The following is a 15203-nucleotide window of genomic DNA, read 5'->3' as shown; positions in this document are numbered from 1 at the left end:
GCATCAGGCTCCGGCATTTTTCTGGGTAGCGCCATTCGCGTCTTGTTGTGAAGAACCATCGGTATAGGGGCGAACTTCCATACCTTCTTTAAGGCTGGAGACACCCGCGATGATGACCCGTTCACCCGTAGTCAGGTGTTGTTTAATCACGATGCGATTTTTGTTCAGGCTTCCCACTTTCACAAAACGCTTTTTCACCTTGTTGTCACTGCCAACTACCCAGACAAACTGGTTGCCCTGATTATCGGGAAGCACCGCTGTCAGAGGAATGGTAATGGTTGAGAGGGTGCCCTCAGTCTGGGCACTGGATGAGGTGACTTTGACGGCCATGCCCGGAAGAACTCTGAAGCCCTTCAGGTCATCAAAGCCCAGTACCACCGGGTAAGTCTGGGATACCGGATCCGCTTCTGTTGCCCAGGTGCGAAAAACCAGTGGAAATAACTGACCGGGGATAGCGGACAATTCAGCGTTGGCTGTCGCCTGATTCTGTCCGGAAAGCATCACTTTATGGGGAAGGTTGATCACAACTTCCAGGTCGCTCAGATCATGAAGTACCAATACCGGATTATTGGCCTGGATCTGGATATGGTTGTCCGCCAGTTTACGGCCGATGATCCCATCAAAAGGGGCTCTCAGCTCAGTGTACTCAAACTGTCGTTTTGCTTCGTCGACGCGGTTCTGGGCCAGATTGAATCGGGTGGCGATGGCATCCAGATCACTTCTGGAAATCGCCCGGCTTTTCTCAAAAATCGCTTTGGCGCGGGTATAGTCATCCTCTGCGCTCTGCAGCTCCAGTTCGGCAGATTCAAGCGCTGTTCTGGCATCCCGAGCATCCAGTCTGGCCAATAAGTCCCCCTGTTTGACGTGATCACCTTCTTTAACCCGGATTTCGGTGAGCAGCCCTCCTATACGAAAGGCGAGGTTGGCTCGTTCAGCGGAACGGACCACACCATTAAAACTGAGTTCATCACTGATGCTGCTGCTGACGACTTCTGTCAGGGCAGGTTGAATAACGGCCGTTTTGGTTTGGGTAACTTCTTCTTTACCGCACCCGCCAAGAAGGAGTGATGTCAGGGCTATGCCAGCTGCCAGTCTGGTGACTTTGATTGATGCCAACATGTTGGTCTGTCTCTAAAAAGTTCTGATCCGGTGTGATCAGTTAGAAGGAGAGTGATTTCTGGAAGTCCTTTTTGAGAGGCTTACAGCTTAAAAGTAAACTTGTGAGTTTATATTATGCTTGCGTTCATAAAATGTAAACTCTATAGTGTACTTCGTGTGTTGCTTTATTTGCCCCGTTCTCACGCAAAGCGTGGGAACAGGGGAGTTCAACTCTTTTAAAAAAGCGAAAAAGCTGGCGCGCAAGGTGAGGTATAAAAAACGGAGAGACAGTTGTGACACGCTCTGAGCGAAAACGTCGGGCAATCATCGATGCGGCGAAAGAAGAGTTTATCCAATACGGTTTTCTGGCTGCCAATATGGATAGAATCTGTACGTCAGCCGAGGTTTCCAAGCGTACGCTCTATCGTCACTTTGAAAGCAAGGAGCTGTTGTTTGAGTCCGTGTTGACCATTCTTCAGACCTCCGCGTATGAGGCGGTACGCTATCCCTTTGATCCAGAGCTCAGCCTTCATGACCAACTGACATCCATCAGCGTTAAAGAAGCCGAAATCCTCTATAAAACCTATGGTATTCCGCTGTCACGGACTATTGTGATGGAGTTTCTCCGTCAGCCGGACATGGCGCGAAATCTCATCAATACTCTTTACAGCACCAAAGCCGTGACTCAGTGGTTCAGAGAAGCCATGGAAGCTGGAAAATTAAACGAGACTGATCTCAGTGTGATCACCAATATCTACATCAGTCTTTTTCAGGGAATGCTGTTCTGGCCACAGGTTGTTAAGGGAGAGCCAGTTCCAGAGGGGAAGGCGCTGGAAGATAAAATTGAGATTGTTGTATCAACGGTGCTGGGCGCCTGCGAAAGGGTATACTAACCCTATGAATTTATAATTAGAAATTTCAAACTTCCCTTGAGTTATCCCGTTCTCAGGGAGTACGCTTGCAATAAGAATAAATCAGTGTGAAGCCACGCTGCTGACAAAAGTGGTGACAAAATCTATGACCGATATTATTACAACAGCCCGTGACCAACTGCTGACCCCGGCCAATATCGGCGACAGCGAACTCAGCAGAATTCTGGATACCATTCTGGGTCACAATGTGGATGCTGCGGACCTCTATTTTCAATCCATGCGCCATGAGTCCTGGGTGCTGGAAGATGGCATCGTCAAGGAAGGCAGCTTCAATGTAGACAGTGGTGTTGGTGTTCGCGCCATGAGTGGCGAGAAGACCGGTTTTGCTTACTCCAACGAGATTATTCTCCCAGCACTGGAACAGGCTGCCGGTGCCGCCCGAAGCATTGCCCGGGTTGGCCAACAGAAGCAGGTTCAGGCCTGGCAGCGCAGCCAGCCACTGTCACTCTACGGAACCGCCAACCCACTGGACTCGCTAACCAGTGAAGATAAGGTTGATCTTCTGAAGAAGCTGGACCAGGAGGCACGTAAGGCTGATCCAAGCGTTAAACAGGTGACTGTAAGTCTGGCCGGTGTTCATGAGGTGGTGCTGGTAGCCGCCTCCGATGGGACTCTGGCGGCGGATATTCGTCCGCTGGTGCGCCTGAACGTCAGTGTCATCGCTGAAAAAGAAGGACGTATTGAACGTGGCTCAGCCGGTGGTGGTGGCCGTGGTGATTACCTTCAGTTCCTGCTGAATGATACCGGCCTTGAGTATGCCCGCAAGGCAGTGCGCCAGGCCATGACGAATCTTGAAGCGGTTGCAGCTCCGGCAGGCACCATGCCGGTAGTATTAAGCTCTGGCTGGTCCGGTGTTCTTCTGCACGAAGCGGTAGGTCATGGACTGGAAGGTGACTTTAACCGGAAAGGTTCCTCCGCCTATGCGGGGCGAATTGGTGAACGGGTTGCCTCGCCACACTGCACCATTGTTGATGATGGTACCCTTGGAGGCTGTCGTGGTTCCATGAATATGGACGACGAAGGTGTACCCACAGAAAGCACGGTTCTGATTGAGAACGGCATTCTTAAAGGCTATATGCAAGATAAGCTGAATGCTCGATTGATGGGGGTTGCGCCAACGGGTAATGGACGTCGTGAGTCTTATTCTCACCTGCCCATGCCAAGGATGACCAATACCTATATGCTGGCAGGCAAGCATGACCCTGAAGAGATCATCAGTACGGTCAAGAAAGGTATCTATGTAGAGAATATGGGGGGCGGTCAGGTAGATATCACCTCCGGTAAATTTGTTTTCTCCACCAGTGAAGCCTGGTTGATTGAAAATGGTAAAAAGACCGTGCCAGTCAAAGGCGCAACGTTGATAGGCAATGGCCCTGATGTGATGAACAAGGTTTCCATGGTCGGTAACGATCTGGAGCTGGATCCTGGTGTGGGTGTCTGTGGTAAGGATGGCCAGTCTGTCCCGGTCGGCGTTGGCCAGCCTACGTTAAAGATTGATGAGATCACTGTGGGTGGTACCGCTTGATAGGTAATCTGAACGACCAACCGTATTAATCAAATACGGTTGGTAGCTCTGGCTTGTTTCTGTGTTCCCGTAACAACTGAATATCTTCCGGCAGTGTTCTTCCCCTGGAGAGGTCTGGCAGATCATCAACATCAAAAAAGCCGATATCTGAGATTTCAATATTCTCTTTGGGGGCTCCTCCCGTCAGTTCACAGAGAAAAATCAGCTTGTAAATATGATATGGGCTTCGTGGGCAGTAAGGGTGGTGCTGGGTATCTCGAAGCGCAACAAGTTTTAGAGCTTTAGCGGTATATCCTGACTCTTCCATGACTTCCCGTTCAACGCCATAGGCGGGTGGCTCGCAAACATCTCCCCATCCGCCAGGCAAAGCCCAGCCACCATCAGCCCGTTCTTTTACCAGCAGTATTTTATCATCGAGGAATACACCCCCGCGAAGATCTACCTTTGGGGTGGCATAACCATGATCTGGCAGAAAGTAGTTGTCGACTTTTTCTATGGGGGCCTCGGATAGAAGTGCCGTCATTTCATGAGCAATGGTCTGTAATTGATGGTATCGCTCAAGGTCAAATTCATCCCGTGAGAAGGTAAGTCCGTTCTGAGCAATGGCTCGAATCTTTTCTGCCCAGTCGGTCCATGGATTCTTATCTAACTCATCAGCTTCAGGCTTATCAACCATCACCGGCTCCCTCTTATCATCGTATTCATTAGATGTTCTTTTGCACGCTTTGCTCTGCACTGTCATCAGGCCCTAGAAGAATAGCTACATTTCGCCAGCGCTTTGAAGATTCCATCATGATTTTTATGAACATGGTGAGTGGAACGGAGAGAATCATCCCTACTGGGCCCAGTAGCCAGCCCCAGAAAATCAACGACAGAAAGACCACCAGGGGGGACAGTCCCAGCCCCTGTCCCATGACGTTAGGCTCAATGATATTGCCGATCAACACGTTGATTGCCAGGTAGCCAGCCATTACCAGCATGGCATCGCCATAGCCAAACTGGAGAAGTGTGAGCAGGATGCCGGGAATGGCGGCAACAATGGAACCGACATTGGGTATAAAGTTGAACAAAAAGGCAACCAGTCCCCAGAGAATATAAAAGTTGACCCCTTTTGCCCAGAGCATTACGCCAACCAGAATGCCTGTGAACATACTGATCAGTGTTTTCAGAGCGACATAGCGGTTAAAGGATCTAAGAAACCGGCGCATGCTCTGTAATTCGTGGTCTGGAGATGACAGTGCAATGCGCAGTTTACCTGGCAACAGAGGCGCTTCCAGAAGCATGAATATGGTGGCGATCAAAATCAGCAGGGCAAAGCTCATGGTGCTGCCGAGTTTGCCAATCATATTGGTCAGCAGGCTGACCAGAGCGGATGGATCAAAGGAGTCAGTAAATGTGTTCAGGTCAACATGGATGTTTTTTTCGGCGAGATAGATCTGTGCACTTTTGAATGTCTCGGTCAGTTGCTCGCGATAACCGGGCAGGGCGGCAGTAAATTCTTGAACGGTGCTGGCCACATTGCCAAGAAAGAACAGCGCAAAGATAACAAAGGCTGTTAACGTAAATATGATTCCAAGGATGCGGGGAACTTTGAATCGAGCCAGAAGATCAACCAGCGGGTTCGCCAGCAAGGCGAGCAGTGCAGACAGTAGCAGTGGAATAACCAATGTGCTGCCCAGTTTGATGCCCGTCATGATGATAATCAGTGCTGCAAGCCCCTGAAATATATGACGGACATGTGTCGTTTTGATGCCCCGCATCAGGTTAACCTCGATGATAATTTATAAAATCTACTGCCAGAACAGTAGATTTCATCATAGTTAACTTGAGCGTGCTATTGATAAAAACGCTATTTATTCAGCCGAGATATCTTTCTTTCAAGTGTTGTTTGAAATAACTGGCCGTTAATGGTTCTCCAGTTGCCCTGGTCATCAGTTCTGCCGTGGAATACTGTCTTCCCTGTGACCAGATGTTGGTTTTCAGCCAGTCAAAAATGGGTGAGAGATTGCCATTTTGAATCTGGGCTTCGATATCGGGCATTGTTTTTTTCTGGGCAGCAAACAGCTGTGCAGCCACCATGGCGCCGAGAGTGTAGCTTGGGAAATAACCAAAAGATCCCATGGGCCAATGAATGTCCTGCATGCAGCCATTTTTATGATCACCCGCTACATCCAGTCCCAGGTATTCTTTCATCTTTTGCTGCCAGAGCTCAGGAATGTCGCCTACCTCAATCTTACCTTCTATCAGGTCGTGCTCGATTTCATAGCGGAGAATGATATGAGCAGGGTATGTGATTTCGTCAGCATCAACCCGGATAAAGCCGGGGCGAACCTGAGTATAGATCTTTTCAAGATTATCCAGATCCATGTATGGCTGTTGTTTGCCATCGCAAAGGTGTTCAACGATCAGGGGCTGTATCAGTGACAGGAATGCTGGGCTGCGCCCCAGCTGCATTTCAAAGAACAGGCTCTGCCCTTCATGGATTCCCATAGAGCGATATAGAGCAATGGGAAGTTCTCGATTCTGTTCTGGCAGGTTTTGCTGGTAGCGGGCATGGCCCGTTTCATGGACGATGCCCATCAGTGCTTCAACGAAATTACCTTCTTTATAACGGGTGGTCAATCGGACATCTTCACTGACACCGCCGCAGAATGGGTGAGTACTGACGTCCAGTCGGCCATGGTCAAAATCAAAGCCAAGCAGCTTCATCACTTCCAGCCCCAGCGCCTTTTGTTTTTCGATCGGGAAGGGGCCTTCAGGTTGAAGGATGTTCACTGAAGACTGGTGGTCCTGAGCATCTTGAATATAGCCCGGCAACCAGGTTTTCAGATCACCAAACAGCTGGTCGAGTTCCTGAGTGCTGACACCCGGTTCATATAGTTCCAGAAGGGCATTGTAAGGGGAGACATTGCTTTTTTCCGCCCGAATGGTCGCTTCCTGACGTGAGAGGTTGACGACCTCTTTCAGGTTTTTGGAAAAGCCTTTCCAGTCATTCTCAGGGCGCTGACTGCGCCAGGCATGTTCACAGTGGGTGGATGCAATAGTTTTGGCTTTCACCAGATCGTCAGGAATGGCACTGGCATGTTGCCACTCAACAGCCATCTCTTTGATGGACCGGATGGAGTCTGGGTTGGTTTCCTGGGTCTGTGCTTCCTGTAGCCAGGACTCTACTTCAGGTGCAGTCAGCAAATTATGCAGAAGGGTGTTCAATTCGGCCAGAGCCGCGCCACGGGCCTGATTTCCTCCGGCAGGCATCATGGCGGCCTGATCCCAGCCAGCGATGGCTCCCAGATGCTGAAGGTGATACATCTGCTGGAATCGGTCAACCAGGTTCTCATAAGCAGTGGTCATCGTTGAACTCCATAAACTTTATTATGTGATTTATTGTATGCCTTGATAGGGCTTTGGGATAGGTGGTTTGTGGCAGGCAATAAAAAAGGCCTCCGTCAGGGAGGCCTTTAGATGATGGAGTTAGCTGTTGGCTTTATCTGGATCAAAGTGTTCGCGCAGCTTTTGCAGCAACAGATAGAACACTGGGATCAGCAGGGTACCAAAGATGGTAGCCGCCAACATACCGGAGCTTACGGTGACACCGATAATCTGTCGGCTGGCTGCACCAGCACCGCTGGCCAGAACCAGAGGCATTACCCCGAGAATAAAGGACAGGGCGGTCATCAGTACCGCACGGAAACGCAGGCCGGCGGCATTGATGGCTGAGTCGAAAATACTGTTACCTTCGCGGCGTTGAACCATGGCAAATTCCACGATCAGAATCGCCGTTTTCGCAGCAATACCAATCAAAAGAACCATCCCGATCTGTGCATAGATGTCATTGGCAAGCACTGGATTCCACTGACGCATGACATTGATACCAACAAAAGCTCCAAAGGTAGCAATAGGTACTGCACTGATAATAGCCAGTGGCATTGTCCAGCTTTCGTACTGGGCGACCAGGAAAAGATAGGCAAATAGGAAGCATAGGGCAAACAGGATTGGAGCAAGATTTCCTGCTTCGATCTCCTGTAAAGACTGTCCTGACCAGGAGTATGTATACCCTTGAGGAAGGTTGTCCGCCAGTCGAGCCATTGCTGCTATAGCGTCACCGGAGCTGTAACCCAGGGCAGCCTGGCCACTGATGTTGGCAGATTGATAGAGGTTGTAGTGGCCAATGCTGCTGGGACCGAGTACCGGCTTCAATGTAGCAACAGTCGTTAATGGCACCATTTGTCCCTGGCTGTTACGTACGTAGAACTTGCTTAGATCAGCTGGGCCTGCCCGGTCAGCGCTCTCAGCCTGCAAGTTGACCTGATAGTTCTGGCCAAACAGTGTGAAATTATTCACATACAGCGAGCCCAGCTGGGTTTGCAGCGTCATGAAAATCTCAGATAACGAGACATCCTGAGCTTTGGCTTTCTGACGATCCACTTCAAGCAGGTATTGCGGCACATTAGCCTGCCAGGTTGAAAATACCCGGGAGAGTTCCGGCTGCTGGTTGGCCTGGTAAATCAGACCATTCATAACCTGGCTTAGCTCCTGGGGGGAGCGCCCCATGGTATCTTGAAGTCGGAAGTCAAAGCCGCCGGATGAACCAAGCCCCGGAATTGGCGGGAATGCAAACGCCATGATCTGTGCTTCCTGCAGTGACCATAATTTAGCCTGGGTTCTCTGTAGAATAGCGTCCTGGTGCAGCTCGGGACTCTTTCTCTCTGACCAATCGTCCAGCACAACAATAGCCAGAGCCGCGTTGCTGCTGGAACCACTGAAAATACTAAAGCCGGAAATCGTGATGACGCTGTCCACACCCTTTTCAGAGCGAATCTGGTCTGTGATTTCTCCCATCAGCTCCTGAGTGCGATTTAATGAAGCCGCATCAGGCAGCTGAATGTTGATCGCAAAGAATCCCTGGTCTTCATTGGGGACGAAGCCACCAGGTGTCGAAGTAAACATAAAGCCAGTACTGGCCAGCATGACAGCCAGAAGGCCAACGCCCAAAATAGAGCGGCGCAGTAAAATTTTGACCCAGCTTTGGTAACCGCCGGTCAATTTGTGGATAAAAGTGTCTACCGGTTTGAGCCAGACAATCTGGTCGAGACTTCCTTTCTTCAGTAATACAGAGCACAGTGCCGGGCTTAAGGTTAACGCGTTTACCGATGAGATCAGTACGGCTACCGAAATGGTCACGGCAAACTGGGTATAAAGGCCGCCGGTAATGCCAGGCATAAATGCCACGGGAACAAAAACGGCCAGCAGTACCAGCGTGGTGGCAACAATGGGGCCGGATACCTCTTTCATTGCCTGACTGGTCGCGTCTTTTGGCGCCATGCCTTCTTTTGTAATCAGTCGTTCTACGTTCTCAATAACGACGATGGCGTCATCCACCACAACACCGATAGCCAATACCAGACCAAAAAGGCTGATGGTATTGATGGAGAACCCTATTGCCTGCATAACCGCGAAGGTACCAATCAATGACACCGGAATAGCGATGGCAGGAATCAGGGTTGCGCGCCAGTTCTGTAGGAAGAGAAATACAACCAGGATTACCAGAAGTACCGCTTCAAAAAGTGTTTTGACTACCTCATTGATGGACTCGGAAATAAACTCTGTGGTGTCAAACTTGATGGTATAGTCCATGCCCTGGGGGAAGTTCTTCTTCAGTTCTTCCATCTGGGCTTTTACACCTTTGGCCACGTCCATGGCATTGGCGTCGGGTTGCTGGTAAATAACCAGGAATGCCGTAGGTTTTTTGTTCAGGCGGGCATCACCCTCATAGTTCTGGGAACCTAGTTCTACTTTTGCTACGTCTTTAATTCGGACAAAAGAGCCATCCGGGTTGGCCCGGATAATGATATTCCCAAACGCTTCAGGCGAGTCAAGCTGTCCCTGGGTACGAATTGTGTAGGTAAATTGTTGATCAGGTTGGTTGGGAGCCTGGCCAAGTTGTCCAGCGGCAACAATGGCGTTCTGTTCATTAATGGCATTACTGACATCGGATGTGGTGACACCCAGTGCAGCCATTCGGCTGGGGTTCAGCCAAACGCGCATACTGTAGGTCATTGCACCCATAACCTGAGCCTGCGCTACACCCTTGATACGGGTCATTGGGTCTAACAGGTAGTTACTGGCATAGTTGCTCAGGTAAACTTGATCAAACTTGCCTGATTCGGAAACCAGGTTTACCCCGAGCAGCATGTTGGACGATTGCTTTCGTACATTGATGCCCAGTCGGCGAACCTGTTCAGGCAAACTTGGCTCGGCAGCGGCTACGCGGTTCTGCACATTGACCATCGCAATGTCTTGGTCTGTGCCTGATTCAAAGGTTACTGTGATGGACACACTGCCGTTGTTATAGGCGGTAGAGTCCATATAAATCATCCCTTCAACCCCATTTACCTGCTCTTCAATGGGGCGCATAACCGCTGACTCCAGGGTTTCAGAATCTGCGCCTGGGTAAGTGGCACTGATGGTTACCTGGGGAGGAGTGATTTCCGGGAACATACTCACTGGCAGCGTTGTCAGCGAGATCAGACCGACCAGTGTGATCACAATCGAGATAACGAATGCGAATTTGGGCCGGTTAATAAAAAACTGGCTTATCATCTCAGAGACCCTGCTCCTGTGGTTTGGCGGAAGCTGGTGATGAAATAGTACCGGTGGTCGGATTTACGGTAACCAGGGTCGGGGACACTTTGCCGCCCGGGCGCACTTTCTGAAGGCCTTGAACGATAATGTGCTCACCTCGCTTGAGTCCTGATTTGACGACCCACATGGCATTGATACGACGACCAACTTCCACTTGCCGGGTTTCAACGATATTTTCCGGAGTCACAACCAGAACAAAATAACCGGATTGATCCTGTTGAACCGAGGCCTGAGGAATTAGAGGCATCAGCGTTTTTTTATTGCTTTCGGCCTGCAGCGTGACGTACAGACCCGGCAGGATAATACCCTGAGGATTCGGAAAGGTAGCTCGGAGTGTCAGGGTGCCCATGGTCTCATCTACCTGGGTATCAGCAAAAGTGAAGGTGCCTGGCTGGTCGTATTCAGTACCATTTGGAAGCCTGAGAGAAAGCTTGAACATGCCTTTTTCTTCTACCGGGGCTTCATCAATGCTGGTCTTTTGTGTCGTTCTGGCGCCCGGGTGCTCTGCCAGATGACTGATCAGCTGCCGTTCATCTACCTGAAAAGTGACATAGATAGGATCCATGCTGGTCAGGGTAGCCAGAGGCTGGCTGGAGGGGCCAACCAGGTTGCCAACGCTGTAGGTTGATTTACCGATTTCACCCTTGAATGGTGCTGAAATCTGGGTGTAACCAAGATTCAGTTGAGCCGTTTCCAGGTTGGCTTTTGCTGCTTCAACAGCGGCGACAGCCTGGGCTTCTGAACTGGTTTGATTATCGTAGTCAGCTTGACTGATAGCGCCCCGTTTTACCAGGTCCCGGCTGCGCTCAAGATTTTTCTGGGCATTAACGAGAGATGCTTTGCTGCTTGCCAGCTGTGCCTCGGCACCTTTGAGGGCTGCTTCAAATGGAGCTCTATCAATCTCGTAAAGCAGCTGTCCCTCTTCAACCATACCACCTTCGGTAAAGTTTCTGTTGACGAGAAAGCCTTCTACACGGGCACGGATATCAACTTCATTGATGGCTTCTGAGCGACCAACGTATTCATAATAATCCCCCACTTCTTGATCGATAACACTGAAAACGGAAACTGCAGGTGGGGGCATCTGGTGCTGTGGCTTGTCATCTGAGCAACCGGCCAGAAGGAAAATTGAGGTGGCTAAAGCGCCAATCGGAAGCCATTTTCCGAGTTTAAGATCAGTGATTTTAGCGATCATTGAAAGCTCCGTAAGGGGTCGGATTCTTGCAGGACCCACAAAAGCAATGTGACGTGCCTGACATCAGTTTAAGCACATCTCTATTCTGATGGCTGCCAATACCGCTATCAGAGGCAGCCTGTTTATACCGTTCGCGCAAACCCTTTTAGCTCGACGTTTGGGGCAGATACACTTGACCGTATTGCCTGAAGGCGGTCCTTTGTCTATCTCTCCTCAAACGCCACGCACTTAATTGAGTGGGAAAGTCTGAGTGGTACTTGTTGCGTATATACCCTGTATTACTCTGGGGAGCAGAGCATTTGTCTTTGACTTTCTATAAGGAAAAGCTCCGTGCAAAGCATCGGACAGCATACAGGGTTATGGGTTGTGACGGATAGTATGGGTTTTATCTATCTATAGCCATGTGGAAAACCGAAGTTGGCGAATTTTTTACTGTTCAAAATGGAATAACGCAGTGCTTTACACTGCTTTTACCCGATCTATTGACCCAGTTGATATGTAAGTCAATAAACTGAAGCTGTAATTCAGGAACAGCAACGAATTGGCAGAGATTGGAACCATAATGACCATCAAAGGTCTTAGCACCGATCGGCAGCCGGTTAACAAAGCATTCCTGATCGATGAATGATATGATGTCCCGCGCCTCGGGCAGGGTCTGGTCTAATGTTTGTTAAGACGATACGCCAGAACTGTGGTATACCATTTACACCTGAGGCAAGCAGCCGAGAGCAGCATAATTTCGATTTGAGAGCATTGGTTACATGTAAATATGGGAACTCTCAATCTCGATAGCTGAAAACGCTGGCCAGTTTAGAATAGTCAATCAGCCTCATCTTTTGTATGAAAAGCTGTTTTAAGCCTCTGGATTAAATGACTTAATGGAGGTAGCCAGAAAACCCGGGCGGGGGGGAGTCTGGCCATACAATCAGTTACCCATGAGCTGTACCTTTAACCCCGCTTCCCCCAAGGCGGGGTATTTTTTTTTATGGAGCACTTTCTATGAGTACAACAGGCAAAACCAATGCCAAGCTGTTGCTGATTGATGATGATGTCGAGCTCTGTGAATTGCTGGTGGAATATCTGGCAACAGAAGGGTTTACTGTCTCTGCCGTTCATGACGGTGAAGCGGGGGTTGATGCCGCTCTGTCCGGGGTGTTTGATCTGGTGCTGCTGGATGTAACATTGCCTAAATTGAATGGGTTTGATGCACTGAAGCAGATTCGTCAGCAATCGGATATTCCTGTTTTGATGTTGACTGCCCGGGGTGACGATGTTGATCGAATTATAGGGTTGGAAATTGGTGCGGATGACTATTTGCCCAAGCCCTATAATCATCGAGAACTGGTGGCCAGAATCAAGGCGATTCTGCGTCGTGGCCGCACACCATTGATTCCTGAAGGAACCAGCCGGACCCTGCAGATTGATGATATTGCATTAAATCTGGCTAATCGTGAAGCAGCGATTTCCGGGGAGCCGCTGGAGCTTACAGCAACCGAGTTTCTGGTGCTGAAAACGCTGATTGAGAAGGCGGGTGAACTTATTTCCCGGGATGATCTGACACAGATAGCTCTTAATCGTAAGCTGACACTTTATGATCGTGCCATTGATATGCACGTGAGTAATGTCCGCAAGAAGATCGGTACACGACCTGATGGTAGTCCAAGGATAAAAACCGTTCGTGGTTCTGGTTATTTTTATATCCTTCCAGGCTGACGGTGTTGCGAGTGCGATTTAAAATCCCCCGGCTGGTGGTATGGCCATGGCACAGCGTCTTCTGGAAGATTTTTCTGTGGTTCTGGCTGACCATGATTGCCATGCTGGTTACGCTGTTTCTGGCTTTTGCCGTGACAGTGGACCCATCGGACTTTCTGTCAGAGCGACGGGCGCTGTTTCGTGAGCTGGAAATAGCAGCCCGTAAAATGGAACTTCTCTCTCGTACCTCTGTTCATTTACCCATTCCGCGGTTTCCGGGTAGCGGTTACTACCTGTTTGATACGGAGGGGAATATTCTGGGCAGTGCGTCGATCTCTGAAGAATTGATTTCTGCTTACAACAAAACCCGGAATCGCAGCGATCCGACAATTACCTTTCGAAGAGGGGTGGTTGTGGTTGGTCCACAGCGAATTACCTTGAATGATGCCCCCTATGAACTCTATCTCACGAAAGAGATGCCTATGCTGGTGCACTGGCGGGTTCAACAGGTTGTCGCACGACAATGGCATCTTATTATCCTGGCATTAGGTGTCAGCTTCTTTCTCTGTATTGTTCTGGCCCGCTATCTGGTTGGCCCGATTCGAAATTTGCAACGGGCATCCAGAAAACTGGCTCGAGGAGACCTGAGCGCCAGGGTTGGCGGCAAGGTTGCCAGACGGAGGGATGAACTGGGTGAGCTGGCCAGGGATTTTGACCATATGGCTGAGCAGGTAGGGTCTCTGGTGTTCAGTAAAGAGCGATTACTGCGTGATGTATCCCATGAGCTGAGATCGCCGTTAACCCGGTTGCAGATCTCTCTGGCACTGGCCAGACGGAAAACACCCGATGCTGAGGCAGAGCATGCCCGTATTGAAAGAGAGATCGAGCGTCTGGACCAGTTGATAGGGCAGATCATCCACTTTTCCCGTATTCAGCATAATATTGCCAACATGGCCTGTGAGAAGATATCTCTCGAAGGCATGCTGAAAAAACTGGTGGACGATGGCAACTTTGAAGCGCAGGCTCGAGATAAGGCGGTAGTGTTCAAAGAAACCGCTAAAATTGAGTTGGTGGCTGTTCGCGAGTTCCTGTCCAGTGCGGTGGAAAACATCATCAGAAATGCGATCCGCTTCACTCCGGAAGGGTCGGAAGTTGAGGTTCGCCTGTTTCGCGAAAATGATGTGGCACTTATTCGTATCAGGGATCACGGTCCAGGTGTGCCCGAAGAGGCACTTGAAGATCTGTTTGAACCTTTTTTCCGGGTGGATGAAACACGGGGTAAGGAAAATGATGGAACGGGTCTTGGAATGGCGATTGCCAGTACTGCGGTATCCCAACATAACGGTGCTATTGTTGCCTGTAATGCCCATCCGGGTCTTGAAGTCACCATTCGTCTTCCGTTGCGGAATGGATTGAGTGTCTGAGTTTGTTAATCTTCGCTGGGACCTGTCGTATGCTGAAGCCAGGGCGATGCAGACGACACTGGCCAGTCAGGTTGTCCAGCGTGATGATCTACCTGAGATCAGGCGCGTTGCCGGTGTTGATGTTGGCTTTGAAGATAAGGGGCGGGTTACCCGTGCAGCTGTTGCTGTGCTGGCTTTTCCCGGCCTGGAACTTCTGGATTATACCATTGCCAAAGTACCGACTCAGATGCCCTATATCCCTGGATTGCTTTCGTTTCGAGAGTGTCCGGCGATTCTGGAAGCACTTGCCCAGCTGAGAGTACAGCCTGATCTTCTGCTTTGTGATGGTCAGGGAATTGCCCATCCACGACGGTTTGGCGTTGCCTGTCATGTTGGGGTAATCACCGGACTGCCAGCCATTGGTGTTGCCAAGAGCAGACTTTGTGGAAAAAGTGATGCTCTGTCAGAAGAGAAAGGTGCCAGAGCTGACCTCTGGGATAATCATGAAGTGATTGGTTGTGTGTTGCGCACTAGAAGAGCAACCCGTCCACTGTATATCAGTATTGGCCATAGAATATCGTTGAACACGGCGGTGCATTATGTCGAAGCATGTCTTACACGCTACCGGTTACCAGAAACCACCCGATGGGCAGATGCACTGGCTTCAAACCGGGGGCAGGCAGTTGCCAGGGCAAATCAGGTTCTGGCTCGCTAAT

Annotated in this window: 11 protein-coding genes; 5 read left to right on the top strand and 6 right to left on the bottom strand. The window is 50.0% G+C overall.

The window, feature by feature from the left end:
• Nucleotides 1–3 precede the first annotated feature (3 nt).
• The gene (locus ACOCLE_RS12420; RefSeq protein WP_419536937.1) at nt 4–1119 is read right to left on the bottom strand and encodes an efflux RND transporter periplasmic adaptor subunit; all 1116 of its coding nucleotides are present in this window, start codon (nt 1117–1119) and stop codon (nt 4–6) included.
• Nucleotides 1120–1391: 272 nt separating this feature from the next.
• Here ACOCLE_RS12420 and ACOCLE_RS12415 point away from each other — a divergent pair, with 272 nt between their 5' ends.
• Together ACOCLE_RS12415 and tldD are read left to right on the top strand one after the other, a co-directional pair.
• Nucleotides 1392–1991 carry a TetR/AcrR family transcriptional regulator gene (locus ACOCLE_RS12415; protein ID WP_419536936.1) on the top strand — a complete coding sequence of 200 codons (600 nt, stop codon included), beginning with the start codon at nt 1392–1394 and terminating at the stop codon, nt 1989–1991.
• Between the two features lie 124 nt (nt 1992–2115).
• A complete protein-coding gene (tldD, locus tag ACOCLE_RS12410; protein ID WP_419536935.1) occupies nt 2116–3555 on the top strand; it encodes a metalloprotease TldD in 1440 nt (479 codons plus the stop codon).
• A 25-nt stretch (nt 3556–3580) separates the two neighbouring features.
• On the opposite strand, the gene ACOCLE_RS12405 is transcribed toward tldD, so the two are convergent.
• From ACOCLE_RS12405 to ACOCLE_RS12385, 5 genes are all read right to left on the bottom strand, one after another.
• A complete protein-coding gene (locus ACOCLE_RS12405) occupies nt 3581–4231 on the bottom strand; it encodes an NUDIX hydrolase (protein WP_419536934.1) in 651 nt (216 codons plus the stop codon).
• Between the two features lie 28 nt (nt 4232–4259).
• Complete coding sequence (locus ACOCLE_RS12400; RefSeq protein ID WP_419536933.1) at nt 4260–5315, bottom strand: AI-2E family transporter; 1056 nt, start codon at nt 5313–5315, stop codon at nt 4260–4262.
• 97 nt (nt 5316–5412) lie between these two features.
• Complete coding sequence (locus ACOCLE_RS12395) at nt 5413–6906, bottom strand: carboxypeptidase M32 (RefSeq protein WP_419536932.1); 1494 nt, start codon at nt 6904–6906, stop codon at nt 5413–5415.
• Between the two features lie 120 nt (nt 6907–7026).
• A complete protein-coding gene (locus ACOCLE_RS12390) occupies nt 7027–10155 on the bottom strand; it encodes an efflux RND transporter permease subunit (protein ID WP_419536931.1) in 3129 nt (1042 codons plus the stop codon).
• Nucleotide 10156: 1 nt separating this feature from the next.
• Nucleotides 10157–11392, bottom strand: a complete 1236-nt coding sequence (locus tag ACOCLE_RS12385) for an efflux RND transporter periplasmic adaptor subunit (RefSeq protein ID WP_419536930.1) — start codon at nt 11390–11392, stop codon at nt 10157–10159.
• A gap of 999 nt (nt 11393–12391) precedes the next feature.
• Between ACOCLE_RS12385 and ACOCLE_RS12380 the strand changes: the two genes are divergently transcribed.
• The 3 genes from ACOCLE_RS12380 to nfi are packed head-to-tail and all read left to right on the top strand — an operon-like array spanning nt 12392 to nt 15202.
• Nucleotides 12392–13105, top strand: a complete 714-nt coding sequence (locus ACOCLE_RS12380; protein WP_419536929.1) for a response regulator — start codon at nt 12392–12394, stop codon at nt 13103–13105.
• Nucleotides 13106–13116: 11 nt separating this feature from the next.
• A complete protein-coding gene (locus ACOCLE_RS12375; protein ID WP_419536928.1) occupies nt 13117–14508 on the top strand; it encodes an ATP-binding protein in 1392 nt (463 codons plus the stop codon).
• On the top strand, nt 14501–15202 hold the full coding sequence (nfi, locus tag ACOCLE_RS12370) for a deoxyribonuclease V (RefSeq protein ID WP_419536927.1): 702 nt from the start codon (nt 14501–14503) through the stop codon (nt 15200–15202). The genes ACOCLE_RS12375 and nfi overlap by 8 nt, the downstream gene beginning before the upstream one ends.
• The last annotated feature ends 1 nt before the right edge of the window (nt 15203 follow it).

The organism is Endozoicomonas sp., assembly GCF_965196975.1.
GTDB lineage: Bacteria > Pseudomonadota > Gammaproteobacteria > Pseudomonadales > Endozoicomonadaceae > Endozoicomonas.
The sequence above is the reverse complement of the archived record's forward strand: the minus strand, read 5'-3'. Positions and strand labels throughout refer to the sequence as shown.